Annotated in this window: 27 protein-coding genes and 2 riboswitches; of the genes, 20 read left to right on the forward strand and 7 right to left on the reverse strand. The window is 40.4% G+C overall.

What is annotated here, in order from left to right:
* The first annotated feature begins 69 nt into the window (after positions 1-69).
* The 6 genes from MHI16_RS06790 (at position 70) to MHI16_RS06815 (ending at position 5,118) form a co-directional block, all read left to right on the forward strand.
* On the forward strand, positions 70-1,260 hold the full coding sequence (locus tag MHI16_RS06790) for a pyridoxal phosphate-dependent aminotransferase (protein ID WP_058014158.1): 1,191 nt from the start codon (positions 70-72) through the stop codon (positions 1,258-1,260).
* 44 nt (positions 1,261-1,304) lie between these two features.
* Positions 1,305-1,406: riboswitch (SAM riboswitch) on the forward strand.
* 102 nt (positions 1,407-1,508) lie between these two features.
* On the forward strand, positions 1,509-2,729 hold the full coding sequence (gene mtnW / locus MHI16_RS06795) for a 2,3-diketo-5-methylthiopentyl-1-phosphate enolase (protein WP_058014157.1): 1,221 nt from the start codon (positions 1,509-1,511) through the stop codon (positions 2,727-2,729).
* Positions 2,730-3,425 carry a 2-hydroxy-3-keto-5-methylthiopentenyl-1-phosphate phosphatase gene (locus MHI16_RS06800; protein WP_058014156.1) on the forward strand — a complete coding sequence of 232 codons (696 nt, stop codon included), beginning with the start codon at positions 2,730-2,732 and terminating at the stop codon, positions 3,423-3,425.
* On the forward strand, positions 3,389-4,027 hold the full coding sequence (locus tag MHI16_RS06805) for a methylthioribulose 1-phosphate dehydratase (RefSeq protein ID WP_058014155.1): 639 nt from the start codon (positions 3,389-3,391) through the stop codon (positions 4,025-4,027). Before MHI16_RS06800 ends, MHI16_RS06805 begins: the two co-directional genes overlap by 37 nt.
* A 16-nt stretch (positions 4,028-4,043) precedes the next feature.
* On the forward strand, positions 4,044-4,574 hold the full coding sequence (locus MHI16_RS06810) for a cupin domain-containing protein (RefSeq protein WP_268467019.1): 531 nt from the start codon (positions 4,044-4,046) through the stop codon (positions 4,572-4,574).
* A gap of 301 nt (positions 4,575-4,875) precedes the next feature.
* Positions 4,876-5,118 (forward strand): aspartyl-phosphate phosphatase Spo0E family protein, encoded by a 243-nt coding sequence (locus MHI16_RS06815; RefSeq protein WP_058014153.1) that lies wholly within the window; start codon positions 4,876-4,878, stop codon positions 5,116-5,118.
* Between the two features lie 47 nt (positions 5,119-5,165).
* On the opposite strand, the gene MHI16_RS06820 is transcribed toward MHI16_RS06815, so the two are convergent.
* The gene (locus tag MHI16_RS06820) at positions 5,166-6,671 is read right to left on the reverse strand and encodes an ATP-binding protein (protein WP_058014152.1); all 1,506 of its coding nucleotides are present in this window, start codon (positions 6,669-6,671) and stop codon (positions 5,166-5,168) included.
* A gap of 205 nt (positions 6,672-6,876) precedes the next feature.
* Here MHI16_RS06820 and MHI16_RS06825 point away from each other — a divergent pair, with 205 nt between their 5' ends.
* Positions 6,877-7,332, forward strand: a complete 456-nt coding sequence (locus MHI16_RS06825) for a MarR family transcriptional regulator (protein ID WP_003211701.1) — start codon at positions 6,877-6,879, stop codon at positions 7,330-7,332.
* 29 nt (positions 7,333-7,361) lie between these two features.
* On the opposite strand, the gene motB is transcribed toward MHI16_RS06825, so the two are convergent.
* The 3 genes from motB to MHI16_RS06840 form a co-directional block, all read right to left on the reverse strand.
* Positions 7,362-8,129 carry a flagellar motor protein MotB gene (gene motB / locus MHI16_RS06830; RefSeq protein ID WP_058014151.1) on the reverse strand — a complete coding sequence of 256 codons (768 nt, stop codon included), beginning with the start codon at positions 8,127-8,129 and terminating at the stop codon, positions 7,362-7,364.
* Entirely contained in the window at positions 8,122-8,916 is a 795-nt protein-coding gene (gene motA, locus MHI16_RS06835) for a flagellar motor stator protein MotA (protein WP_003212085.1), read from the reverse strand. The genes motB and motA overlap by 8 nt, the downstream gene beginning before the upstream one ends.
* A gap of 376 nt (positions 8,917-9,292) precedes the next feature.
* On the reverse strand, positions 9,293-11,395 hold the full coding sequence (locus MHI16_RS06840) for an ATP-dependent Clp protease ATP-binding subunit (protein WP_268467022.1): 2,103 nt from the start codon (positions 11,393-11,395) through the stop codon (positions 9,293-9,295).
* 244 nt (positions 11,396-11,639) lie between these two features.
* Here MHI16_RS06840 and MHI16_RS06845 point away from each other — a divergent pair, with 244 nt between their 5' ends.
* From MHI16_RS06845 to MHI16_RS06870, 6 genes are all read left to right on the forward strand, one after another.
* Complete coding sequence (locus MHI16_RS06845) at positions 11,640-12,683, forward strand: hypothetical protein (RefSeq protein WP_058014149.1); 1,044 nt, start codon at positions 11,640-11,642, stop codon at positions 12,681-12,683.
* A gap of 71 nt (positions 12,684-12,754) precedes the next feature.
* Positions 12,755-12,799: riboswitch (PreQ1 riboswitch) on the forward strand.
* A 159-nt stretch (positions 12,800-12,958) separates the two neighbouring features.
* Positions 12,959-13,615: a 7-cyano-7-deazaguanine synthase QueC gene (gene queC, locus MHI16_RS06850; RefSeq protein ID WP_058014148.1), complete on the forward strand. Its 657-nt coding sequence runs from the start codon at positions 12,959-12,961 to the stop codon at positions 13,613-13,615.
* Positions 13,616-14,056 (forward strand): 6-carboxytetrahydropterin synthase QueD, encoded by a 441-nt coding sequence (queD, locus tag MHI16_RS06855; protein ID WP_058014147.1) that lies wholly within the window; start codon positions 13,616-13,618, stop codon positions 14,054-14,056.
* Positions 14,049-14,780, forward strand: a complete 732-nt coding sequence (gene queE, locus MHI16_RS06860; protein WP_058014146.1) for a 7-carboxy-7-deazaguanine synthase QueE — start codon at positions 14,049-14,051, stop codon at positions 14,778-14,780. The genes queD and queE overlap by 8 nt, the downstream gene beginning before the upstream one ends.
* Before the next feature lie 15 nt (positions 14,781-14,795).
* Positions 14,796-15,293 (forward strand): preQ(1) synthase, encoded by a 498-nt coding sequence (queF, locus tag MHI16_RS06865; protein ID WP_058014145.1) that lies wholly within the window; start codon positions 14,796-14,798, stop codon positions 15,291-15,293.
* Between the two features lie 267 nt (positions 15,294-15,560).
* Positions 15,561-15,779, forward strand: coding sequence for a hypothetical protein (locus MHI16_RS06870; RefSeq protein WP_003211069.1), 219 nt, complete (start codon positions 15,561-15,563; stop codon positions 15,777-15,779).
* A 93-nt stretch (positions 15,780-15,872) separates the two neighbouring features.
* On the opposite strand, the gene MHI16_RS06875 is transcribed toward MHI16_RS06870, so the two are convergent.
* Positions 15,873-16,397 (reverse strand): GNAT family N-acetyltransferase, encoded by a 525-nt coding sequence (locus tag MHI16_RS06875; protein WP_058014144.1) that lies wholly within the window; start codon positions 16,395-16,397, stop codon positions 15,873-15,875.
* A gap of 152 nt (positions 16,398-16,549) precedes the next feature.
* On the reverse strand, positions 16,550-16,738 hold the full coding sequence (locus MHI16_RS06880; RefSeq protein WP_003211747.1) for a DUF2187 family protein: 189 nt from the start codon (positions 16,736-16,738) through the stop codon (positions 16,550-16,552).
* Positions 16,739-16,905: 167 nt separating this feature from the next.
* Here MHI16_RS06880 and MHI16_RS06885 point away from each other — a divergent pair, with 167 nt between their 5' ends.
* The 6 genes from MHI16_RS06885 (at position 16,906) to MHI16_RS06910 (ending at position 23,637) form a co-directional block, all read left to right on the forward strand.
* Positions 16,906-17,100 carry a hypothetical protein gene (locus tag MHI16_RS06885; RefSeq protein ID WP_081042288.1) on the forward strand — a complete coding sequence of 65 codons (195 nt, stop codon included), beginning with the start codon at positions 16,906-16,908 and terminating at the stop codon, positions 17,098-17,100.
* Positions 17,101-17,407: 307 nt separating this feature from the next.
* A complete protein-coding gene (locus MHI16_RS06890; protein ID WP_058014142.1) occupies positions 17,408-18,061 on the forward strand; it encodes a cell wall hydrolase in 654 nt (217 codons plus the stop codon).
* A gap of 306 nt (positions 18,062-18,367) precedes the next feature.
* Positions 18,368-19,684, forward strand: a complete 1,317-nt coding sequence (locus MHI16_RS06895; RefSeq protein WP_058014141.1) for a polysaccharide biosynthesis protein — start codon at positions 18,368-18,370, stop codon at positions 19,682-19,684.
* A gap of 54 nt (positions 19,685-19,738) precedes the next feature.
* Positions 19,739-20,227, forward strand: coding sequence for an endospore biogenesis thiol-disulfide oxidoreductase StoA (gene stoA, locus MHI16_RS06900; protein WP_058014140.1), 489 nt, complete (start codon positions 19,739-19,741; stop codon positions 20,225-20,227).
* A 291-nt stretch (positions 20,228-20,518) separates the two neighbouring features.
* Positions 20,519-22,438 (forward strand): heavy metal translocating P-type ATPase, encoded by a 1,920-nt coding sequence (locus MHI16_RS06905; protein ID WP_058014139.1) that lies wholly within the window; start codon positions 20,519-20,521, stop codon positions 22,436-22,438.
* A 104-nt stretch (positions 22,439-22,542) separates the two neighbouring features.
* Positions 22,543-23,637 carry a Xaa-Pro peptidase family protein gene (locus tag MHI16_RS06910; RefSeq protein WP_058014138.1) on the forward strand — a complete coding sequence of 365 codons (1,095 nt, stop codon included), beginning with the start codon at positions 22,543-22,545 and terminating at the stop codon, positions 23,635-23,637.
* A gap of 53 nt (positions 23,638-23,690) precedes the next feature.
* Here MHI16_RS06910 and MHI16_RS06915 read toward each other — a convergent pair whose 3' ends face one another.
* Positions 23,691-23,834: a hypothetical protein gene (locus MHI16_RS06915; protein WP_162900848.1), complete on the reverse strand. Its 144-nt coding sequence runs from the start codon at positions 23,832-23,834 to the stop codon at positions 23,691-23,693.
* 93 nt (positions 23,835-23,927) lie between these two features.
* Between MHI16_RS06915 and MHI16_RS06920 the strand changes: the two genes are divergently transcribed.
* Complete coding sequence (locus MHI16_RS06920; RefSeq protein WP_058014137.1) at positions 23,928-24,917, forward strand: LacI family DNA-binding transcriptional regulator; 990 nt, start codon at positions 23,928-23,930, stop codon at positions 24,915-24,917.
* Positions 24,918-24,968: the final 51 nt, after the last annotated feature.

Below are 24,968 nucleotides of genomic sequence, written 5' to 3' on the forward strand. Positions count from 1 at the left end.
TTACAATTCGTAAAACAATCCATTACAGTGTTTGTATTGCTATGTAACTTGAATAGAAGGTGAAGAAAAATGGAATTCCAGCATTCAGATGTATTGAAACAATTACCGACACAATTTTTTGCATCCCTTGTCCAAAAGGTGCAGAAAAAAGTGCAGGAGGGCGCAGATATGATTAATTTAGGGCAGGGAAATCCTGACCAGCCAACGCCCGCGCACATTGTAAAAGCCATGCAGGAAGCGGTATTAAAACCTGAAAATCATCAATACTCGTCATTCCGCGGAACAGCGAAATTAAAAAAGGCTGCTGCTGCCTTTTATGAAAGAGAATATGGTGTCACGCTTGATCCGATGACGGAAATTGCGATTTTATTTGGCGGGAAAGCGGGACTTGTTGAGCTGCCGCAATGCCTGCTGAATCCGGGTGACACACTTCTTGTTCCAGACCCAGGTTATCCTGATTACTGGTCAGGTGCCGTGCTTGCTGGAGCTCAAATGGTGACGATGCCGCTTCTTGAACAAAATGATTTTTTACCTGACTATGACATGTTGCCTGAGGATGTTAAGGAAAAGGCAAAGTTGATGTATTTAAATTATCCCAACAACCCGACAGGTGCCACGGCAAGCCGTTCATTTTTTGAAGAAACCGTTACATTCGCAAAAGATCACAAGCTCTGTGTTGTCCATGATTTTGCTTATGGCGGTATTGGGTTTGATGGGGAAAAGCCGATCAGCTTTTTGCAAACAGATGGAGCGAAAGAGACGGGGATTGAAATTTATACATTGTCTAAAACGTATAATATGGCCGGCTGGAGAGTAGGGTTTGCAGCAGGAAATCCATCTGTTGTTGAAGCGATTGAGCTTTATCAGGATCACCTGTTTGTTTCACTGTTCAAAGCCACTCAAGATGCAGCAGCGGAAGCTTTGTTAAGCGACCAAACGTGTGTACAGGTGCAAAATGAACGATATGAGAATCGGCGAAATGTGTGGATTGCTGCCTGCAAGGAGATTGGCTGGGAGGTCACTGCACCAAAGGGGTCGTTTTTTGCTTGGCTAAAGGTGCCAGAAGGGTATACATCTGAATCTTTTGCTGGCGTATTATTAGAGAAAGCGCATGTGGTTGTGGCACCGGGGAATGGGTTTGGTACTCACGGTGAAGGATACGTGAGAGTAGGACTTTTAACAAATGAGGAGCGGTTAAAAGAAGCCGCTCGGCGAATCGATGCCTTGAATCTGTTTAAAAATAAGCCATTGACAACATGAATAAACGGTGCGATAATTCAGACAATATTTAAGAAAATTGAATATTCTTATCAAGAGTAGGCAGAGGGACTAGCCCAATGAAGCCCGGCAACCGACTTCCATGAAGCACGGTGCTAATTCTTGCAGCAAGCGCTGAGAGATAAGATTCGGATGAATGACACGAAACAACCTCTTTCAGGCGCTGATAAAGCACTTGAAGAGGTTTTTTTATTGACCATATGCATGACGCAATTGAAAGGGGATTCCTAGTGAGTGAATTACTGGCAACATACGTATTAACACATCGAGAGGATGAACAAGTGAACCGAAAAGCGGAGCAGATCGCGCTTGGTCTAACAGTTGGATCATGGACGGATTTGCCGCAGCTCAAAAAAAAGCAGCTTCAAAAGCATAAAGGCCGGGTAGAAAAGGTATCAGAAAAATTTGCTCCAGCCGAAAATGGCCTATATCAATCTGAGGTGACCATTGCTTATCCTGAGGCTAACTTTTCAGCAGATATACCGGCCGTTTTGACGACGATCTTTGGAAAGCTTTCACTAGATGGAAAAGTGAAGCTAGTCGACATTCAATTTTCAGATAGATTGAAAAGAAATCTGCCAGGACCGGTATTTGGAATTGATGGCATACGAAAAAAAACAGGCGTGTTTGATCGACCTTTGTTGATGAGTATTTTTAAAGGTGTCATTGGCCGTGATATGGCAGATTTAAAAGAACAGCTCCGTTTACAAGCATTAGGCGGCGTTGACTTTATCAAAGACGATGAAATTTTATTTGAGAGCCCGCTAGCCCCTTTTGAAGAGCGAATCAAAGAAGGAAAAAAGATATTAAAAGAAACATATGAAGAGACAGGGCACCGAACGCTATATGCCGTTAATTTAACAGGCAGAACCTTTGAACTGAGGGATCGAGCAAGAAAGGCTGCTGAGCTTGGAGCGGATGCCCTCTTATTCAATGTCTTTGCCTACGGGCTAGATGTCATGCAAAGCTTAGCTGAGGATCCAGATATTCGATTGCCTATTATGGCCCATCCCGCAGTAAGCGGTGCTTTGACATCATCGCCTGAATATGGATTCTCCCATTCTCTTCTTTTAGGTAAATTAAATCGATATGCTGGCGCTGATTTAAGTCTTTTTCCCTCACCGTATGGGTCGGTCGCACTTCCGAAAAAAGATGCCTTTGGAATCTATGAAGCTTGTGTAAAAGAGGATTCGGTTCAAAAAACGTTCCCAGTCCCGTCAGCAGGGATTCATCCTGGAATGGTTCCAGTATTGATCAAAGATTTTGGACTCGATCATGTGATAAATGCTGGCGGAGGAATTCACGGTCATCCGCGTGGAGCCATTGGCGGAGGGAAAGCATTTCGATCGATCATTGATGCGGTGATACATGGAGAGTCGATCCAAGAGAAGGAAGCTTCTTGCCAAGACTTAAAAGCAGCACTTGAACTATGGGGAAGGGTAGCAGAATAAATGAAAAAACCAATTGTATGTTGTGATTTTGATGGAACCATTACGAAAAATGATAATATCATTCGCATCATGAAACACTTCGCACCAAGTGAATGGACGAAGCTGAAGGATGATGTTCTCACAAAGGAGATCACCATTCAAGAAGGCGTCGGGCAGATGTTTCAATTACTGACGAGTGATCAAAAAGAAGCCATTCAATCGTTTATTTTAGAAGATACAGAGATTCGAGAAGGATTCAAGCCATTTGTTGATCATGTAAAAAAGGCTGATATTCCCTTCTATGTGCTAAGCGGCGGGATGGACTTTTTTGTTTATCCCATACTCGAGGGCATTGTGGATAGAGACGATATTTATTGCAATCATGCCTCATTTGGGGAAGAGTATATTCAGATTGAATGGCCGCATGCCTGCGATTCGCAGTGTCAAAATGGCTGCGGCTGCTGCAAGCCGTCAATCATTCGAGAGCTGACCAGTGAGAATGACTTCATTATCATGATTGGGGATTCAGTCACCGATGTGGAGGCGGCAAAGCATGCGGATCTCACATTTGCGCGTGACTACTTGCTAAACGAATGTAAAGAGCTCGGGCTTGTTCATGAAGAGTTTGAAACATTTATTGATCTTAAAGCACAATTTGATCAAATAAAGGAAGTGAAGAAATGGCAGACGCAAAGAACAAGCGCTGGCAGGAGCTAGCTGATGTCAAACGTGAACTGGCACAAAGAGATTGGTTTTACGGAACAAGCGGCAATTTATCAATCAAGGTGTCGGATGATCCAATCACGTTTTTGGTGACGGCAAGCGGCAAAGATAAACGAAAAGAAACAGATGAAGACTTTGTTTTAGTAAATGCAACAGGTAAGCCTGTTGATCCTGACGAACCGCTTAGACCATCAGCTGAAACACTGCTTCACACGTACGTGTATGAACGGACGAAAGCAGGCTGCTGTCTCCATGTCCATACAATCGATAATAATGTAATCTCTGAGCTGTATGGGGATAAGGGCGAGGTTCGTTTCAAAGGAAACGAAATCATCAAAGCACTTGGTTTCTGGGAAGAGGATGCAGAAGTATCATTACCGATTATTGAAAATCCAGCCCATATTCCGCAACTTGCAGCACAATTTGCAAAGCATCTCACTGAAGAGTCGGAATCAGGTGCTGTGCTCATTCGAAATCACGGCATCACAGTCTGGGGAAAAACAGCCTCTGAAGCAAAACGAGTATTAGAGGCGTATGAATTTTTGTTTAGCTACTACTTAAAATTAACGCTTTATCAAAAGCAGCTTGTCACATAAAAAGGAGGAAAAGCACATGGCGACGATTTTGATTCATAATGAAGAGAACACATTACTTGAAAGCGAGCAAGAGGTGGCAGCCTATTTAGAAAATCAAGGGGTCATTTATGAACATTGGGATATTGCAAAGCTGCCAAACCGATTAGCAGAAAAGTATGATTTAACAGATGAGGAAAAGGAAGAGATTTTGACTGTTTTCCAAAAGGAAATCGAGAGTATATCTGAAAAACGAGGATACAAAGCGCAGGATGTGATTTCATTATCTGATGCCACACCAAACCTAGATGACTTGCTCCAAAATTTTCAGCGTGAGCATCACCATACAGATGACGAAGTACGCTTTATCGTAAGCGGTCATGGAATCTTTGCCATTCAGGGGAAGGATGGCGTCTTTTTTGATGTGAGACTGAATCCTGGTGATTTAATTTCTGTTCCGCCGCATATTCGTCACTACTTTACACTTCAAGAGGATCGAAAAGTGGTCGCAGTTCGCATATTTGTCACAACTGAGGGCTGGGTGCCAATTTACGAGGGAGAAACGGTTTAATGACAGGAGCTGATCATTCCGCATGAGGCGGAAGATCAGCTTTTTTTTAGGAAAATAGGTATAAAATGAGAAAGAAAATAGTTGATTTTGAGCTTCTGCATAGGATAAAATTCTGTTTAATCCATGTGTCAGTCCTGCCCAAATTTGAAGTTTACCCCCAAATAAGATTGGGTAAGAGGTCTTTAGGCTGTAAAAAATTAAATAAAATAAGCATATTTAATTTAATTTACAAATAAAGTATAATTTTGGTGTCGGATCATTTTGAGCACAGACAGTCGAATTTATTGCGGGAGCTGAGATCATGAATAGTTATGTAAGAAAAGAACAATTGCTAATGTCAATTGATGAGAAGAGAAAACAGATGGTAGAAGCTGCTCAAGCAGAAGGCTACACTGGTGAGACGACAATTAAATATAGTCAAGAACTGGACAACCTGATGAATGAGTATCAGTATCTTCTTTTTCATGAGAAACAATCTGTTGCAACCTTTCATGATCTTGTCTCTCAAATGAGCCTTCTATCTGTGAACCGTCCCTCTTATTGACATGAAAAAACCGGTCTTGCCTAAGCAAAACCGGCTGAATGTTTCAGCTATGCTGAGTGAGCAGAAGGAAGCATGATCATGACGGTTGTTCCTTTATTCACTTCGCTCTCGATATCAATTGTTCCGCCATACATCGAAATGATTCGTTTACACACGACTAGTCCAAGACCTGTCCCTTTTTCCTTCGACGTAATAAAAGGGAGGAAGATATGTTTTAACATTTCTTCTGGTATGCCCTCGCCTGTATCTTTCACTTTAATAATGACATGTTCTTTTTCAGCCTCAATCAAAATCTTCAAATGACCGCCATTTGGCATCGCTTCTAACGAGTTCTTCGCTACATTTAATACGACTTGTTTAATGTGATCCTTTGTGCAATATACCCCAACATCTTGAATCGTATTAATTTGCAAATCAACCTCAACATTATAAAGGTTCGCCTCAGAGAAAACGATCGGCATGATCTCACTTACAATTTCTTTTACAGAGTTATTCTGCCATTTTTCTGCCGTTGGTTTCCCTAATACAAGAAACTCACTGACGATTTGGTTGATTCGTTTAATTTCTTCTTCAATGACTGAAAAATAGAGCTGATCTTCTTCAGAGTGATACTTCTTTTGCAAAAGCTGTATAAATCCACTAATCCCTGTTAATGGGTTGCGAATTTCGTGTGCCGTACTTGCTGCGAGGGTCCCGATTAATTCAAGCTTTTGCGCTTCATTTTGGTGACGCTCCTGCTGGGTTTGCCGCCTTAAAATGATATATTGAACAAGTGTGAATAAAATATTTAATAAAATAAAAGCACTGGATAAGGGGATCAGCATAACAGACAGCACTTCACCTGTAGAAGCACGCTGCGGATAGACCTCCAGCTTCCAGCTGTTTTCATCTAAATATGTAGACACGGTACTGCCATTTTCTGATGCTGGCTGTGGACCACTTGTAAACACGACATGTCCATTTTGATTCAGCATCTTAAAATGAAGATCAGGGTTCAATACATTCATAATATTTCTTAAATAATCAATTTGAATGGCGGCGACTAGTACATTGGTGACTTCTTCGTTTTCATCCAGCACAGGCACACAAATGGAAAGAATCCGCTGTTTTGTAATTCGGCTCACATAATTATCTGTGATCACCGTCTGCTTGGTCACTTGAATGCGCTTAAAGTAATCTCTGAATGATAGGTTGATTTTTTCCTTTAACGGTGTGGTGCTTACTGTTACATTTCCTTTTTTGTCTAGGAGATACAGACCCGAAAAACGAGGTTCTTGTTTATAGATTTTCTCTAGGATGTTTTGTACCTTTTTCGTCTCGAGAGGCTGGTCAAATCCCATGGCAAGTGAAGTTAATCTCGCTTCTGTTTCACTAATTAAATAATTCATTTGGTTTTTGTGAATATTTAACATAAGTGTAGCAGTTTGTTTGTTTTTTAAGTCGATTTTTTCCGTTTCTTTTTCGTAGATAAAATAACTAATGATTAGGGTTGGAATCATGACCAAAATAAGGTACAGCCTGATCTTCTTCCAAAACCCTTTCAATATACTCATCATTCATCGCTCCAACGTATTACCTAATAGACTTATTATAGCATTGAACCTATCTTTATTACGATGACTTGTGTGATTTTTAAAAAATTAGGTGATTCGTTCTGGTCTCATTTTCATGCTAAAGATAGATCAAGATGTTGACATTTTACTTATTGTTTATTAATGTCACATTAGTGGGTTGCATTTCATAAAGGATGATAAAAAAATGGAAAATCATAATGTTGAAAAATCTTTGAAATTATTTATTGTATTATCACGTGCCTATCGCTCAATTAATCATCACATGAACAAACATATTGTGAAGCACGGGCTGAATCCGACTGAATTTGCAGTATTAGAATTACTGTATCATAAAGGGGATCAGCCGCTTCAGCAAATCGGTGATAAGATTTTACTTGCAAGCGGCAGCATCACGTATGTGGTCGATAAATTGGAGAAGAAAGAACTCCTCAGTCGTAAGGCCTGTGCAGAAGACCGGAGGGTCACATTTGCACATATTACCGAGCAGGGACGAGCTTTGCTTGATGATATCTTCCCAGATCATGCGAAAGAAATTCATGAGATGATCAGTGTCCTGAGCGAAGAAGAGAAGGATGCCTGCATTGACATGCTTAAACATGTGGGACTGCGTGCAAAACATTTATATGATCATAAAGAATAAATAAAAAAGGAAGCCGAGGGCTTCCTTTTTTATTTTGCCTTTTTCTCGATCGGTAAAATAAGTACTTCTACGCGCCGGTTTTTACTTCTGCCTTCTGCTGTATCATTTGAAGCGATAGGCTTAAATTCACCGAAACCTTTTGTACTAAAGTTCTCTTGGTTTAAATTGCTGTTCTCAAGAAGAATACTCAAAAAGTTTACAGCACGTATGGCACTTAAATACCAGTTGGATTCAAAATCTGAATTTCTGATCGGTACATTATCAGTATGTCCGCTAATGACGATGTCACGAGCGGGGTTAATGACGAGTAGTTTTGAGATTTCCTTTGCCAAAGGGACATCTTGAGGACGAATAACCGCCCGGCCAGAATCAAAGAAGATACTGTCTTCTATCGTAATGAGCAAACCTTCGTCCGTGAGCTTTGTTTCGAGCTTAGCTCCAAGTTTCTTATTGGCAATGAAGGAATCCACTTGCTTTTTGACCTTTGTGAGAACGGCATGATCTCGAGCTTTCGCTTTCGCTTCTTCATCTTCTTCTTCAGCTGCTTTTTTGGTCTGGTTGCTATTTTCAGTTTCTTCAGTGCTTTGCATGCTGGTTTGATCCATGACACCAGTACCGCCAGTAAAGACGACATTAAAAGACTTGGCCATCTGTTCATACTTTGCCGCATCAATCGAACTAGATGCAAAAAGAACAATGAAGAGAGCGAGCAGAAGCGTCAGAAGATCGGCATAAGGGATCAGCCAAGATTCATCTACATGGTCATCGTGATCATGTTTTTTACGTTTCCTAGCCATTTTGTTTTTCTCCTTCTTCAATGACAAGATTTGCACGTTCTTTCGCTGGTAAGTACATGAGAAGTTTTTGTTCAATCACTTTTGGAGATTGACCTTCAAGAACAGAAAGAATTCCTTCGATCATAATCAGACGAAGTTTTACTTCTTCCTTTGATTTACGCTTTAGCTTGTTGGCAAATGGATGCCATAACACATACCCAGTAAAAATCCCAAGAAGTGTGGCAACGAAGGCTGCACTGATTGCATGTCCAAGTGCTTCAATATCTCCCATGTTAGCAAGTGCAGCAATAAGTCCGACAACGGCGCCAAGTACACCAAGCGTCGGAGCGTATGTACCGGCTTGTGTAAAGATTAATGCACCTGACTGATGTCTTTCTGACATGGCGTCAACTTCTTCTGTTAAGACGTCGCGAATAAATTCTGCACTTTGACCGTCAACCGCCATGCTTAAGCCGTTCTTAAGAAAATCGTCATCTACTTCCTCAATGCTAGCTTCTAATGCCAAAAGACCTTCACGACGCGCAATTTGTGCCCAGTTTGAAAAAAGAGGGATCATTTCTTGAATCGTTGGAAGCTTGTTGTCTTTGAAAATTTTGCCGAACAATTTTGGTGTTTTCTTAATTTCACTAGATGGGAATGCGATGACAACAGCTGCAATCGTCCCAACCACAATGATTAATATAGCCGCTGGGTTGATAAGAGCGGTTAGACTTACACCTTTCAAAACCATACCGACACTCAGTGCAATAAATGCTAAAATAATACCAATTAACGATGTTTTATCCATTATCTCACCAAATCCTTTAACTATCTTTTTCTATAGTTAATATCGGTGTCTTCTAGAAGGGTTTTAGTCTGAATATCAAATTAAGGCAGTTTCTGTGAAGAAATTTTGACGAAAGCGCTTTCTATTACCTTAAAAAAGAAACTCCCTCTGATATAAAGGGAGTTTCTTTTTTAATTTCTTTGAGCAGTTTCAATTAAAAGCAGCTCTTTTAATTTTTCCTCATATATGATTTTGACAAGATCATAGCTGCAATTCATCATGTGATCCACCTCTTTTTCTTTTATCTTAAAGGAAAAGAGGCGGGGGGAGCGTCGGCGTGCGGATGGAATTTAGACACCGCAACATGATGGAGCTGTAGATCCTTCTTAAGATGTACTTATCCTTTTTTTACGACAATTTCGTTATCTTCAACTTCTACAGTAAATCCTGAAAGCTGTTCTTCTTCAAGCAATATTTCCGTCATTTGATCTTCAACGTGCTCTTGAATGGTTCTTCGCAGTGGACGAGCACCAAATGCAGGATGGTATCCAAGTTCTGCAATTTTTTCTTTCGCTTCATTTGTCACATGGACTGTTAAATTTTGTTCTTTTAATTGTTCTGACAGCTCATTGAGCAGAAGGTCCACAATCTTCACTAAATCATCTCGATCTAATGAGTCAAACTGAATGATGCTGTCAAAACGGTTCAAGAATTCTGGCTTGAAATAAGTGCTGAGTGAATCAATGAGTGATTGCTCCTCAATTGCTTCTTCCTGATCAGACTGGAAGCCGACTTTGACCGTTTTATCTGTGCTGCCTGCGTTACTTGTCATGATGATGACCGTATCTTTAAAGCTGACGGTTCTGCCTTGGCTGTCTGTTAACCGGCCATCTTCCATGATTTGCAGGAACATGTGCTGCACATCAGGGTGTGCTTTTTCGATTTCATCCAGCAAAATGATGCTGTATGGTTTTCTGCGCACTTTTTCCGTTAGTTGACCCGCTTCATCATGTCCAACATAACCAGGAGGAGAACCGATGAGCTTAGATACTGAGTGTTTCTCCATGTACTCACTCATATCTAAACGGATAATCGCATCTCTTGAACCAAATAATTCTTCAGCTAGCGTTTTTGACAATTCGGTTTTTCCGACACCTGTTGGCCCAACGAATAGGAAGGAGCCAGTTGGTCTATGTTTCGATTTTAAGCCGGCTCTGCTTCTTTTCACAGCTTTCGCTACTTTTTCAACCGCATGTTCCTGGCCGATCACTCGTGCTTTTAAGCGGACGCCAATTTCTTTCATTTTGGTTTGTTCGTCTGCTTGCAGTTTGCCAACAGGAATGCCTGTTTTTTGTTCGACTATGGCCTGAATGTCTTCTGCTGTGACGACATGTTCTTTGTCATTTGTTTTATTTTGAAGTCTAGCTTCAATGGCCTCTTCTTCATCTCGAAGCTTCGCTGCTTTTTCGTACTGTTCTTCTTTTAAAGCGGCTTGTTTTTCAGCAGCAATTTCTCTCAGACGATTTGTTAGTTCATCTTCACTTGCGGCATCAATGGAGAGGTTCGCTTTTGAACCTGCTTCATCCATTAAATCAATCGCTTTATCCGGCAAATGACGGTCCTGGATATATCGTGAAGATAATTGAACACATGCTTGAATGGCTTCGTCTGAATAGGTGATGCCATGGTAGCTTTCGTACTTATCTTGAATGCCTTTTAAAATTTCAATCGCTTCAGCTTGTGTTGGCTCATCTACAATAACGGGCTGAAAGCGTCGTTCAAGTGCGGCATCTTTTTCAATTTGACGATATTCTTTTAATGTTGTCGCACCTACTAGCTGGAGCTCGCCTCGTGCAAGGGCTGGTTTTAAGATGTTTCCAGCATCCATTGACCCTTCGGCAGATCCTGCGCCAACAAGAAGATGGATTTCATCTACAAATAAGATAATATTTTTACGGCTTTGCAGTTCTTTGATTAACTGCTTCATTCTTTCCTCAAATTGACCACGTATCCCTGTATTCGCTACAAGGGAGGAGACATCTAATAAATAGATTTGTTTGTTCTTTAATTTATTTGGTACATCGCCACTTGCAATTTTCAGTGCAAGTCCTTCAGCGATCGCTGTTTTCCCAACACCTGGTTCACCAATGAGGACAGGATTATTTTTATTTCTTCTATTTAAAATCTCAATGACTCTTGCGACTTCTTCATCACGGCCGATGACTGGATCAATTAAACCAGCATTTGCGCCATCTGTTAAATTGCGGCCAAGTTCATCGAGTAAGCCTTTTTGTTTTGGCTGCTCTACGTTTTGCGTATGTCCTGCTTGCTCAGAGAAGAATGAGCTTCCTCCGAACAATTGAGGTCCCATTTTCATTTTTGATTGCTCCATCAAAGAGGTGTAGCAGTCTTCACATAAAACCATTTGGCTCCGGGATGAATTCACTTGCATATTCAGGCGAATAGTTGCTTCATTTACTTGACAATGTTGACAACGCATTTGCCATGACCTCCTTATGATAAAAGTTTGACTTTATTTGACCAATGAATGTTAAAGAAAATGGTCTGTTGTTTGACCATCTTTGACTATAGTATACTCTGACCTATTTTGACTTTCAACTGTTTTGCTCAAAGGCGGGTAAAATCCTTTTTTTGCATTTAATCATGGTTTGTCCTTCTTTTCAAGGAACTTGTCTCATAGGATAAAAAAAGACAATCGAAAGTGATGGGTGCGGAGGGGTCACATGAAACGTTCAAATGAATCCGCTTTTCAGCTTGCCTTTGTATATGTAGGAACAGTGGTTGGAGCTGGGTTTGCGACAGGGAAAGAAATCGTAGAATTTTTTGTTCGTTTTGGCTGGATTGGACTATTCGGAATCTTGATTAGCGGCGCTATTTTTACTGGACTTGGAGCAAAAATGATGCTCATTTCTAAACGAATTGAAGCAGAGTCTTATCAAGATATGAACCGGTTTCTATTTGGCGCAGCTGCCAGTCGATATATTAATGTTGTCATGTTTTTTATTTTACTAGGCGTCACTTCAGTGATGATTTCTGGCGCAGGTGCTATATTTGAAGAGCAGCTTGGCATATCGAAGGAATATGGGATTTTTTTAACGATCATTCTGAGCGTTATTGTGCTTTTAAAAGGATCAAAAGGCTTATTTGGTGTCAATGTTCTCGTCGTTCCAATGCTTATTTTCTTTTCATTGATTGTGTTTCTTGATTCATTCGTTTTTAGCAGTAGTGAAAGTTATGTTCTTGCACTGCAAATGGGTGAGGGAGAGTGGATTTTATCAGCTATCTCATATGGTGCTTTTAATTTGGCACTTTCTCAAGCGGTATTAGTGCCTGTCGCAAATGAAATGACCTCTGAAGCGGTGATCAAAAAGGGAGCGGTGATTGGGGGCGTCATGCTGACAATTATTTTATTTGTATGCTTTTTATCTCTTTCTTCATTAGATATGCTGGAGGCGTTTGATATTCCAATGGCTCAGGTCGTGTATCAAGTAGCAAATTCCATTCATCTCATTTATTTATTTGTGATCTTCGGAGAAGTCTTTACATCCGTCATAGGGAATTTATATGGACTCGAGAGACAAGTGAGGGCGTATATACGAATGAACAGTGTCTTGACGATATCCCTTATTCTCTTATGCTGCTATGTGATTAGTAAAATTGGTTACGGCACATTGATATCAACGGTTTATCCTATTTTTGGCTATGTGAGCATCTTTTTTATCCTCTTTCTTTTTCTAAAGAAAGTGCCTGCATCATTTGATAAGTAAAGAAGGGATAGCCTGCATGAAAAATATATGGTACACTATCTTCTGTGAAAATTAAACAAAAATCCGTTTAAACGGGAGAGGTTCTAGCAAAACCCTCTATAAAAAACTAAGGACTTGCCGTATCCTTGGATGTGGCATTTTTTATTTTTTATGGCTGGGACACCTCATACACATGTAAAGGTGTCTTTTCTTTTGAGAAAAACAGGGGTTTTCAAGAGCCTTTCAGATGCAGCTTTGTACGAGGGTATAGATCTGCAAAAGGAGGAGAACAGAAATTGAAAAATGAAAAAGCAGTCGTTGTCTTTAGCGGGGGACAAGACAGTACGACATGTTTATTATGGGCACTTCAACAATTCGAAGAGGTAGAAACCGTGACCTTTCATTATAATCAGCGTCATCAAGAAGAAATTGATGTCGCCAAAAGAATTGCTGACAAGTTAGGTGTGAAGAACCATCTATTAGATATGTCTCTTTTGAATCAGCTGGCACCAAATGCTTTAACAAGAGATGACATTGATATTGAGGAAAAAGAAGGAGAGCTGCCTTCCACATTTGTACCAGGAAGAAACTTAGTGTTCTTATCCTTTGCTTCTATTCTTGCGTATCAAATCGGAGCAAGACATATTATCACAGGTGTATGCGAAACAGACTTTAGCGGATATCCAGATTGCCGTGACGAGTTTGTAAAGTCTTGTAATGTCACAGTGAATTTGGCGATGGAAAAACCATTTGTCATCCATACACCGCTCATGTGGCTTAATAAAGCAGAAACATGGAAGCTAGCAGACGAGCTGAGTGCGTTAGATTTTGTGAAAAATGAAACGCTCACTTGCTATAATGGCATCATTTCTGATGGCTGCGGGGAATGCCCTGCGTGTAAGCTTCGGAAAAATGGCTATGACACGTATATGGAAATGAAGGAGGCAAAATAAATGCTTTCTCAGATCTATCCACAAACGAATCATCCATACTCATTTGAATTGAACAAAGATATGCATATATCAGCTGCCCATTTTATCCCGAGAGAAGATGCAGGTGCTTGCAGCCGTGTACATGGTCACACGTACACCATCAATATAACCATTGCTGGAGATGACCTAGATGAATCGGGTTTCCTTGTCAATTTTAGTACATTGAAAAAACTTATCCATGGTAAATATGATCACACGCTGCTCAATGATCATGAGGAATTCTCCTCAACCGATCCATACGCGATGCCTACTACAGAGGTTGTGGCAAAGACAGTCCATGACAAAGTCGCAGCATATTTATCGACTTTAGCAAATGAACCAGTATGTGTTCAGGTCTTTGTTAGGGAGACACCAACAAGCTACTGCATTTACCGGCCGAAACGAGTTGAACACAATGGCTAAGGCAATTCCTGTATTAGAAATCTTTGGCCCGACCATTCAAGGAGAAGGGATGGTGATTGGACAAAAAACCATGTTTGTCAGAACGGCTGGCTGTGACTACTCTTGCAGCTGGTGTGATTCCGCCTTTACTTGGGATGGATCAGCAAAGCATGACATTCAGTGGCTTCACGCAGAAGACATTGTCAAAGAATTAAAAAGAATAGGTGGACAGGCTTTTTCTCATGTCACCATTTCAGGGGGAAACCCTGCGCTTTTAAAACAAATGGAGTCACTCATTGATTTGCTTCACGAAGAAGGAATTGATACAGCGCTTGAAACACAAGGGACAATGTATCAGGACTGGTTTTTGAAAATTGATGATTTAACCATTTCTCCGAAGCCGCCAAGCTCAAATATGAAAACAGATTTCGCGAAACTCACACGTATCATAGATGAGCTGAAAAACGGAAATAGATTAGAGCATGCAAGCCTGAAGGTCGTGATTTTTGACGACCATGATCTAGCCTATGCAAAGGATGTTCATACAAAATATCCAGAGCTTCCTTTTTATTTACAGGTAGGAAATGATGACACGACAACAGGTGATGATGCGTACTTATTGACGCATTTATTAAAGAAATATGAAGCGCTTGTTGATCAAGTAGCGCAAGACCCAGACTTAAATCGTGTAAGAGTGCTGCCGCAGCTGCACACATTATTGTGGGGAAATAAACGAGGCGTATAGAAAGGAAGAGAAGACATGACGACAAGAAAACCAGAAGAATTAGAAGGTGTCACTTTACTAGGAAATCAAGGCACCAATTATTTGTTTGATTATGCACCACAAGTGCTTGAAACATTTCCGAATAAACATACAAATAGAGATTATTTTGTGAAATTCAACTGCCCAGAATTCACGTCACTTTGTCCGCAAACAGGTCAGCCGGATTTTGCGACAGTTTATATCAGCTATATCCCAAATGACATCATGGTCGAAAGTAAATCATTAAAATTGTATTTGTTCAGCTTCCGTAACCATGGTGATTTCCATGAGGATTGTATGAACATTATTATGAATGATCTTATTGAATTGATGGACCCAAGATACATTGAAGTATGGGGCAAATTTACACCAAGAGGCGGTATTTCAATTGACCCGTACACGAACTACGGAAAACCTGGTACCAAATATGAAGAAATGGCATCGTATCGTATGATGAACCATGATATGTATCCAGAAACGATTGATAATCGCTAATAAAGGAAAAGACATGCCTAATGACATGTCTTTTTTTATGGGTTTGAAAGGGATGATTCAGACTGAAGTGATAAAAAAAGAGAAGAGTCACGTCGCTCTCCTCATACAAATGGGAATAGAACTTGCTAGGACGGCTGGGGGCTACCAGCTCGTAAAATTATTATACATGACAGAACGTATGTTTGTAAAGAGGAATTGTGTTTTTTGCTTATCTTATTTGCTTTAAGATAAAATAGAGGCAATGAACGACTAATGGAGGCGTTTGAGTTGGTAAACAAAGAAGAAAAGACAGAGAAGCTGCTGAGGGAGCTAAAAGAAGAACTTCAAATGCTTGAACATCAAAACAAAGAACGATATAAATGGAGTGCCTCTACATTGCTTGGAGTGATTGCACTTTTGATTGATAAAGGCGTTATCACCCCCGAGGAAGTGGACATGTACAAAACGAAAGCAGAAATGCAAACCTTTCATACGCAAAAAGACTGACACTCATATAGGTGAAATAATAATTAAAGGACATAACAAATTGATTAATCAATTTATGTTATGTCCTAATTTCTGCATCTATTTTTTATGCTATTAAACAAGTTTATACATTAAAACATCATCCCAGTATTCATGTTCACTTATTTTAAATTCTTTTATTTTACGTCCTTCTTCTCTGAATCCCATCTTTTTGTACAAAGAAATAGCCTTTTGATTTGTAGAGAATACGGCTAAACTAACCTTTTCGATCGAAGGGTTCTTTTCTGCCCAATCTAATAAGGCTGTTAGCAACATTTCTCCAACGCCTAAACCTCTAAAGCTCTTATGAACCATCAAACCGAATGAACCTGCGTGGGCAGTTCTTTTTTTATTTGATCCATTTTCAAATGCTATAAACCCAATGACTTTTCCGTCTTTTTGAGCAACTATGTACGTTTCGTTATCGTTCTCTATTCTTTCTTGTATCCAAGCCTTGTGTTCTAAAAGGGTTTTTTTGTTTTCTTCAGGCGTTGTAAGTAAATAATCTGATTCAGCAATCACTGATGACTGTATGTCTAAAGTAGTTTCTGCGTCTGCCATATTCCCAAAACGCACAATGATATCATTTGAATTTTGCATTTTAGTTTCTCCTGTCTAGAGCGAAATACTGCATCTCATCACTTTATAAAAATAGAAGGTTGTCTGAAATACTATTTACCTTTTCAAAAATAAATGAACAGCTTTGCTTCGTATTTACGTATGTATCGATAATCTGAATTGAGGATTGCAAATTAATGTACGGAGTCTTTGATGATTTTATAGTTTTTATGATTAACGACTGTTAGTGAATCCAGTTCTAAATCTCTATAGTTGTCCATGATGGTGACATCCACAATGACAGAGTTTTCATTCACTTTTTCAACTACACCTGTTAAACCATTTCTAAATTCGATCACATTTCCAATTTTTGCAATCTTCAACCGATCCCTCTCCTTTAAAAACAGATTTCATTCCCTATTAAAAAGTATTTTGCAATATTTTCATACCAATGTAAAGGATAAAGACGTTTTTGTTTTGTTTTCGTTGTATGCTTTCCTAACGGATGGTATATTTAATATTTGATAATGGCTGTAAAGGAGAGGTTTTTTTGATGGAAGAACAAATCCTCACAATACTTGAATCGTTACGAAATGGGACAGAAAAGCAAGTAACCATCAAGAAAGATGATTTCTTAACGTTTCGTTCGATCTTGGTAAATCAAGATGATTTTAAGCATTTTCGCGGGATTGCGAAACATGGTGGAGATGTTATTTTTGAATATCTTACAGAAGCAAGAAGCTAAAGCTTTTTCTCATGAATGAGAGAAAGCTTTTTTATTTTAGTTCTTTTGTCACACTTCAAACGAGCTTGATACATCTGAAAAGAAAATGTAATAACCCATAATCAGGAGCATAAGGATGATTATAGGCGGAAAAGGGACCTTTTTAAGCGCTAACAATTCCAGTTGATACGCAAATCAACTAGGACATGCCAATTAATGACGGAATTTGGACAGGCATGCAAATCTTTGTGCGTGAAAATAGAAGGAGCTCTTGTTAGAGTGGACAAGTATCTTACCGCCTACTTTAATTAAAGGAGGAATGAGGCGAATGATGAAAATTCATACCGCTCTTTTTGTCATCCTTATGCTGATTGCAGCCATGAAGATGGACAACATACAAGAGCAGCAAGGGACATTAAGTCACGAACTTTCACAAGCACCTGTTAAGCATGAGCTTTCATATATAGATCGAGATGATCACGATCAAGTCATCCCGGCATTTTCAGAGGAAAAGCGTCAGCCGAAAGTCAAAATGCTAAGTACGTCTACAGAAGAGAAGTCTTCAAAACCGAAGCAAAAGAAAAGAGTAAAATCAGAAACAACGAATGAGGAAAGCGCCAAACGCTATTCTAATGAAGAAATGGAACTGCTCTCACGATTGGTGCATGCTGAAGCAAAAGGAGAATCTTACGCAGGTAAAAAAGCTGTGGCAAGCGTCGTCTTAAACAGGGTGGAGCATCGCTCTTTTCCTAACAGTGTCAAAGGTGTTATTTATCAGCGAAATGCTTTCCAGCCAGTATCAAATGGAAGTATTCATGATAAAGCAGATCAAGATTCTGTTAAAGCTGTGAAGCAAGTAGTGAAAGAACATGACAGAACAACAAAGGCCATTTATTTTTATAATCCCAAAACAGCAACAGATAACTGGATTCGTTCTCGCAAAATTGTAGAACGTATCGGTCGTCACGTATTTGCCGTATAAAGAATTGAAGCGATCAATCAGATCGCTCCAGCGTGTAGAGCTCGCATTCTTTGTCAGGACTGTGCTCCGGTGCTCACGAATAATCAATTCGCTCCGCTCCTGTGCTCGCCCTTCCTAGACTGCAAAGGTTTTCTATCACGCTGAAAGGAAGACAAAGAACTAAAATAAAAACATTTTTAGCCCTTTGTCAATGTTCTAAAGCGATCAATCAGATCGCTCTTTTTTTTGTCTTCATTTATCAAAATATTTTCAGGACTTGTCTCATAGAATGTGAAAAGAATTTGCTTTAGATAAAGGGGAGGCTACATGAATCGATTTGTAAAAGGGGTCATTCTGCTATCTGTCGCAGCTTTCATTGCGGAGTGTATAGAGTTTTTAGTCAATATGATTTTAGCGAGAGAGCTTGGAGAGCATGGAATGGGTCTATATATGAGTATCCTTCCAATCATCATGCTTGTCCTTGTGATTGCCAGCTTAGAGCTGCCAGTCTCCATTTCTAAATTCATTGCAGAATCGCATGAGCGGCTCCATAAAAGTATGCTCCGCCATGCGTTTAAAATGACGCTTGTGGTGACGAGTACAACAACGGGGATCGCTGCGATTGTTCTGCCGTTCATTCCTGTATTTCAGTCGTATCATCCGCTCATGAAAGGGCTTGTGCTGTCTCTTATTCCAATTATTGCGTTTACCTCGATTGCACGCGGCTATTTTATGGGAAAGCAGCAAATGGGCAGGATCGCTCTTGCCAATATGCTGAAGAAAACGATCCAGCTTATTTGCTTGTTTTTGTTCTTTCATTGGTATTCGTTTGATATTGAAACAGCAGTACTCATTGCCATCGGTGTCATTGTCGCGAGTGATCTTGTCGTCTTTATTTATTTATACTCCCAATACGTCATGGCAAAAAATGCTGTCCATGTCAGGTCTGTTGAATTAAGAGGGATTGACGTGAGAAAGCGGCTATTAGCCGTCTCTATTCCAACAACGGGCATGCGGATTTTTCATGCAATCGCAAATGCTATAGAACCATTTTTAATCAAAGGGGCACTTATTGCTGCAGGCATCTCTGGCACACTAGCTGTTGATCATTACGGCATGCTGGCTGGTGTCGCGATGTCGATTGGTTTTTTCCCAGCGTTTATCGCTCATTCCATCATGATTGTGATGATTCCCAATGTATCTGAAGCCTATGCTTTAGGTCAGTATGATCTTGTGAAAAAACGTGTCAGGCAGGCGATTATCATTACATTTGGGTACGGGGTACCGGCAGTGATGGTGATGTATTATTTTGCTTATCCGCTCACACAGCTCTTTTTTGATTCACCGCAAGCTGCTGTCTACTTACAGCTGCTTTGGCCGTACTTTTTATGCCACCTGTTTGTGATGCCGTTTCAGGCGTGCTTAATCGGTATGGGGCTCATTAAAGATGTGTTCCTACATAATATATGGGTGCATGTCGTCTCGTTTTCAATGGTGTATTTTCTCGGATCAATTGAAAGCTTAAATATGATGGGGGTTATATTAGGGATGAATACGGGCATGCTCCTCTTGACTGCACTGCATTATGCGACGATTTGTAAGGAGCTCGGTGTTTCCATGTTTCTTAGAATGAAAAAAACATGAATGCCCTCTTCGGCGAGCGGGCAAGCTATAAGAAAACTGGGAAGGAAGATCCTGATGAATCTTAAATATCTACCCGCCAGTCTTCTTATGATGACCATGCTTCTATTACTCATAGGCAGCGAGGCTGAAGCGAAAGAGCCCGTTATGGCGCCAAAGATAGAGGCTCCTACATTAACTGGTGAGACGCAGATGATTCCGATGAAAGGAAAAAAGACCATTTTGCATTTTTGGACAACATGGTGCCCGTCCTGCAAAATGGAGCTGCCTGTATTTGACCAGATCGTGAAAGAAAATCAGAGTGATGTTGATATCTTAACGGTGAATTTACTAGGTGCTGAACAAAGTAAACATGCGGTTGCCCAATTTGTGAAAGACAGAAAGTTTACATTCCCGGTCATACTAGATGAGGGAGGGCACATGATGAAGAAATACCAAATCATCACCATTCCAACCAGCTTTTTGATAAATGAAAAAGGAGAAATAGTGAAAAATCATGTAGGTCCACTGACGAAAAAACAAATCAAAGAGTGGACGAATTTTTAGAACGAAACCTTATTTCAAGAACCAAGGATCATTCCTTTGGTTCTTTTTTGTGTTCAATTTCTTTTCATCTGAATAAACTGTGCTCAGAACATGGAATGTTCCCCATCAATAATGATAATTATTATCAAAAAGAAATTATAATAATTATTAATTGAAAATCGGTCAGAACCTGTTATAATGAATAACAGACCTATAAAAAGCTTGTAATAGCAGAAAATATAGATGAAAAAAGGAAACGGGCAACAATTGATGATGTGAAAACCATTATCAATTAGAGAGGAGAAAACAATCATGAATGAGAATACAGCACTTTATCAAACAACAAATCAAAAGGAATCGAAATGGTCCCTTCATCAATGGACACAGCACGGAGAATTAATGGCAGCAGGTATCTCGGGGATTCTCATTTTAATTGGATGGATTTTAAAGGATCAGAGCATGTGGAGCATTCCTCTTTTCATCCTAGCATTTGTCATTGGAGGTTTTGCAAAGGCGAAGGAAGGAATTGAAGAAACCATTTCGTCTAAAAGCTTGAATGTTGAACTTTTAATGATTTTCGCAGCCATTGGCTCAGCGATCATTGGATATTGGGCAGAGGGCGCGATCTTAATTTTTATTTTCTCGCTTAGTGGTGCGCTTGAAACGTATACATCAAATAAAAGCAAGAAGGATTTAACAGCTTTAATGAGCATCGCGCCAAATGAAGCGACTTTAATTGAAGAAGATGGCACAACCATTCAAGTCGCTGCTTCATCATTAACACCAGGTGACCGTATCATGATCAAAGCTGGGGAACGTATTGCAGCAGATGGTGTGATTTTAAGCGGAAGAACAAGTGTAGATGAATCTGCGCTCACGGGCGAGTCTGTGCCTCAGGAAAAAGGGCAAGGTGAAGACGTGTTTGCAGGAACAGTGAACTTAAATGGTTCCTTAACAGTAGAAGTGACCAAACATAATGAAGAAACGCTTTTCCATAAAATTATTAAACTTGTCGAATCGGCTCAAGAAAGTGTGTCGCCAAGCCAGGCATTTATTGAAAAATTCGAAGGTGCTTATGTAAAAGGTGTACTGATCACCGTCGGGATTTTAATGGTTCTGCCTCATTTTGTACTAGGCTGGAGTATGAGTGAAACCTTCTACCGGGCTATGGTGTTTATGGTTGTAGCATCACCTTGTGCGCTTGTTGCATCCATTATGCCAGCTGCTTTGTCACTGATCTCAAACGGCGCAAGAAACGGAATGCTTGTCAAAGGGAGCGTCTTTTTAGAAAAGCTAGGCACTAGCAGTATGATTGCTTTTGACAAAACGGGGACAATTACAAGCGGAAAGCCAGCTGTAGAGCAGGTGGTGATCGCTAAAGGACAAGAGGAAGCGGCCTTTTATCAGGCGCTTTATCAAATTGAAAGTCAATCAAACCATCCATTAGCGAAAGCGATCTCTGATATGGCACAAGAGCAACAAATAGAAAGATCAGCTCATGTCACCATTGAAGAAACCTCTGGTTTTGGTGTAAAGGCACAATTGAATGGAGAAACGTGGCGGATTGGGAAGAAAGAGTTTGCTGGAAAGGCTTCAATGGACCGTGAGATTGAAGAGACAGGAGAGCATCTTTCTGAAAAAGGATATACAGTGGTGTATGTTCAAAAGGATCAAGTAGTCGTTGGGTGCCTTGGCCTTAAAGATCAAATGAGACCTGAAGCGAAGAAAATGATTCAAGAGCTGAATGATTTAGGCATCCAAACCGTCATGCTGACAGGAGATCAGCAAAAAACGGCTGAAGCCATTGCACAGGAAGCTGGCATCCAAACGGTTGTCGCTGAGTGTCTGCCAGATGAAAAGGTCCATGAGGTCAATCAACTAAAAAAACAAGGAAACTCAATCATCATGGTAGGTGACGGAATCAATGATGCACCTGCACTCGCCACAGCAGATGTGGGGGTTGCGATGGGCGGAGGAACAGACGTAGCCTTAGAAACAGCAGATTTGATCTTAATGAAAAACAATTTAAATAACTTAACAAAGATGATCCGTCTTTCAAGAAAGATGAATCGAATCATTAAGCAAAATATTATTTTCTCATTAACGGTGATTTGCTTGTTAATTTGTGCGAATTTCTTACAAGTGCTTGATTTGCCTTTTGGCGTAATCGGGCATGAAGGAAGTACGATTTTGGTCATTTTAAATGGACTGCGTCTGCTTCGTGCATCTTAAGCAAATCATCATAGCGCACTTGGCTTCTGCCAGTGCGTTTTTGTGCGAAATATAACAAAAACTGATACAATAGATCAGTAGTAAAACGTGTGAGGAGGATCACGATGAACCGAATGAAAAGCTTGTCTTCTTGGCTAAAGGAAAAAGACATTCAAGGTGCATTTATACATACAAAGGAAAATGTGTTTTATCTATCTGGATACTTCACAGAGCCGCATGAAAGAGTAATGGGGCTGTTTGTGTTTCAAGAGGCAGATCCATTTTTTATTTTGCCTAAAATGGAAGTCGAGCAGGCGAAAAATGCTGGGTGGTCAGGCGATATTATTGGCTATGAAGACCATGAGAATCCATTTGATTTCATTCAGTCGGCAGTAGAAAAACGCGGTGTAAGAGCAACTCGACTTGCAATTGAAAAAGAGTCAATTCCGCTTCAAAGAGCAGAACAGCTTCAAGCTGCTACTGGGGCAGAAACTTTTGTCCGGGCAGAAGAAGAGCTCAATCAGCTAAGACTCATTAAAGATGAATCTGAAATTGCTACACTGAAAAAAGCCGCTCAATTGGCAGATGAAGGGGTAAAAATTGGGGTGAACGCCTTAGAAGAAGGAGTCACCGAAACAGAAGTGCTCGCTGTCATTGAATATGAGCTAAAGAAAAAAGGCATTCAAGGCATGTCCTTTTCGACGATGGTTCTCTTTGGCGAAAAATCAGGAGAGCCTCACGGAAATCCAGGACAGGCAGTCTTAAAAAAAGGCGACTTTGTGTTATTTGACCTTGGTGTCATTGTTGATGGATATTGCTCAGACATTACAAGAACATTTATTTATCAGGAAGCTTCTGATCAGCAAAAGGACATCTATCAAACCGTCCTAAACGCAGAAATGGCGGCACTTGAAATGAGTAAACCGGGCGTGAGAATTGGGGACCTGGACTTAAAAGCACGCGGGCTAATCGCAGATGCTGGATATGGAGAGTATTTCCCTCACCGCCTTGGACATGGTCTAGGGGTGTCTGTTCATGAGTTTCCTTCGATGAGCCAGGCAAATGATGATCTTCTCCAAGAGGGCATGGTGTATACGATCGAACCGGGAATCTATGTTCCAGGAGTTGGCGGCGTCAGAATTGAAGATGATGTACTGATCACAGCGGATGGTCCAGTTACTTTAACCAATTATCCGAAAGAGCTGACGATCATCAAGTAATAAAAAAATCACGATGAACGCCCATGTCCTGGAAGTGTCATCGTGATTTTTTGTCACTCTTTTCGATCCTTATCAACAAAAAAATCATCAATTGATTGAAACGGTTTGATTTTATGTTCTTTTCCTAAAGGATGTAGTGCAAAACGAGCAGAAAACAAAACAGTCATACATAATATAATCCATATGATGAAACCCATCTTGAATTCCCCTTTCCACCCAGTGATTTGTTCAGCTCACATACATCTTAAAGTATGAAACGCTTACCATATCAAGAGAAAGTAGGAGAAAAATTGGCAAACATAAGGGAGATTGCAAAAAGAGCGGGCGTATCTGTGACAACTGTATCACGTGTGTTGAATCATCATCCTTATGTCAAAGAAGATAAACGAGATCGTGTTCTTGGTGCGATGAAAGAGCTCAAATATACGAGAAACATTCAGGCTGTCCATTTAGCCAAGGGTTATTCAAATATGCTTGGCATCGTTCTTCCAACAATTGATCATTCTTATTTCAGCAGACTTGTCACAGGGATTGCAGAAAAAGCGCAGGCGCGCGGCATGCATTTTGCTTTATTTCAAACAGGATATGATCCTTTAAAAGAAAAAGAAGCCTTGATGAGTTTAAAAGAGCGCCGCGTGGATGGATTAATCTTTTGCTCAAATGCGTTAAGTGATCGAGACATTTTAAGTTGGCAGGAATCCGGGCCTATCATTTTTTGCCATCCGGCGCCAATTGAAGACTGTTCAACGGTGTCGATTGCTCATGATCAAGCGTTTAAAGAAGGGCTGCATCATTTAGCAGCATGCGGGCATCAGCGAATCGCAATTGTTCTAGCCAGAATTGAAGGCGCAAACAGCCAGTCACGCCTTCAAGCTTATCAAGATATGATGAAAGCGCTCGGGCAGGAGATTGATGAAGAATGGGTCATCGAAGGGAAGCTAACACTTTTTGATGGAAAACAATTATTCACAGAGTGGCAAGAAATGAAGAATCGCCCCACAGCATTATTCATCACAAATGATGACGTATCAGCAGGCTTTTTATTAGAGGCGCAGCGTCATGATATAAAAGTAGGAGAATCTCCAGCCATACTCGGCTTTCAAAATGATCAATTAAGTGAGGCCTTGGGGATTTCCAGCATTGATATTCCGCTGAAACGAATGGGGCAGGAAGCGTTTGACTTGTTCGACCGGGCTATAAAAGGAGAGGTACCAGAGAAAAGAATGCTGCCATTTCGCCTGATCGAGCGATCAACCACCGTTTTCAAAAACAATCGTTGACGCACGTTTCATCTGTTTTGTACGATAAGAGGGATTGAATAAGAAGGAGGT

Origin of the sequence: Bacillus sp. FSL K6-0923, from assembly GCF_038630825.1 — a bacterium.
Lineage (GTDB): Bacteria > Bacillota > Bacilli > Bacillales > Bacillaceae > Bacillus > Bacillus pumilus.

Excerpts from the sequence above, each read along its gene's own strand:
- MHI16_RS06790 (WP_058014158.1), top strand. The coding sequence starts at position 70 with ATGGAATTCCAGCATTCAGATGTATTGAAACAATTACCGACACAATTT.
- MHI16_RS06800 (WP_058014156.1), top strand. The coding sequence starts at position 2,730 with ATGAAAAAACCAATTGTATGTTGTGATTTTGATGGAACCATTACGAAA.
- MHI16_RS06805 (WP_058014155.1), top strand. The coding sequence starts at position 3,389 with ATGGCAGACGCAAAGAACAAGCGCTGGCAGGAGCTAGCTGATGTCAAA.
- MHI16_RS06810 (WP_268467019.1), top strand. The coding sequence starts at position 4,044 with ATGGCGACGATTTTGATTCATAATGAAGAGAACACATTACTTGAAAGC.
- MHI16_RS06815 (WP_058014153.1), top strand. The coding sequence starts at position 4,876 with ATGAATAGTTATGTAAGAAAAGAACAATTGCTAATGTCAATTGATGAG.
- MHI16_RS06820 (WP_058014152.1), bottom strand. The coding sequence starts at position 6,671 with ATGAGTATATTGAAAGGGTTTTGGAAGAAGATCAGGCTGTACCTTATT.
- MHI16_RS06825 (WP_003211701.1), top strand. The coding sequence starts at position 6,877 with ATGGAAAATCATAATGTTGAAAAATCTTTGAAATTATTTATTGTATTA.
- motB (WP_058014151.1), bottom strand. The coding sequence starts at position 8,129 with ATGGCTAGGAAACGTAAAAAACATGATCACGATGACCATGTAGATGAA.
- motA (WP_003212085.1), bottom strand. The coding sequence starts at position 8,916 with ATGGATAAAACATCGTTAATTGGTATTATTTTAGCATTTATTGCACTG.
- MHI16_RS06840 (WP_268467022.1), bottom strand. The coding sequence starts at position 11,395 with ATGCGTTGTCAACATTGTCAAGTAAATGAAGCAACTATTCGCCTGAAT.
- MHI16_RS06845 (WP_058014149.1), top strand. The coding sequence starts at position 11,640 with ATGAAACGTTCAAATGAATCCGCTTTTCAGCTTGCCTTTGTATATGTA.
- queD (WP_058014147.1), top strand. The coding sequence starts at position 13,616 with ATGCTTTCTCAGATCTATCCACAAACGAATCATCCATACTCATTTGAA.
- queE (WP_058014146.1), top strand. The coding sequence starts at position 14,049 with ATGGCTAAGGCAATTCCTGTATTAGAAATCTTTGGCCCGACCATTCAA.
- queF (WP_058014145.1), top strand. The coding sequence starts at position 14,796 with ATGACGACAAGAAAACCAGAAGAATTAGAAGGTGTCACTTTACTAGGA.
- MHI16_RS06875 (WP_058014144.1), bottom strand. The coding sequence starts at position 16,397 with ATGCAAAATTCAAATGATATCATTGTGCGTTTTGGGAATATGGCAGAC.
- MHI16_RS06890 (WP_058014142.1), top strand. The coding sequence starts at position 17,408 with ATGATGAAAATTCATACCGCTCTTTTTGTCATCCTTATGCTGATTGCA.
- MHI16_RS06895 (WP_058014141.1), top strand. The coding sequence starts at position 18,368 with ATGAATCGATTTGTAAAAGGGGTCATTCTGCTATCTGTCGCAGCTTTC.
- stoA (WP_058014140.1), top strand. The coding sequence starts at position 19,739 with ATGAATCTTAAATATCTACCCGCCAGTCTTCTTATGATGACCATGCTT.
- MHI16_RS06905 (WP_058014139.1), top strand. The coding sequence starts at position 20,519 with ATGAATGAGAATACAGCACTTTATCAAACAACAAATCAAAAGGAATCG.
- MHI16_RS06910 (WP_058014138.1), top strand. The coding sequence starts at position 22,543 with ATGAACCGAATGAAAAGCTTGTCTTCTTGGCTAAAGGAAAAAGACATT.
- MHI16_RS06915 (WP_162900848.1), bottom strand. The coding sequence starts at position 23,834 with ATGGGTTTCATCATATGGATTATATTATGTATGACTGTTTTGTTTTCT.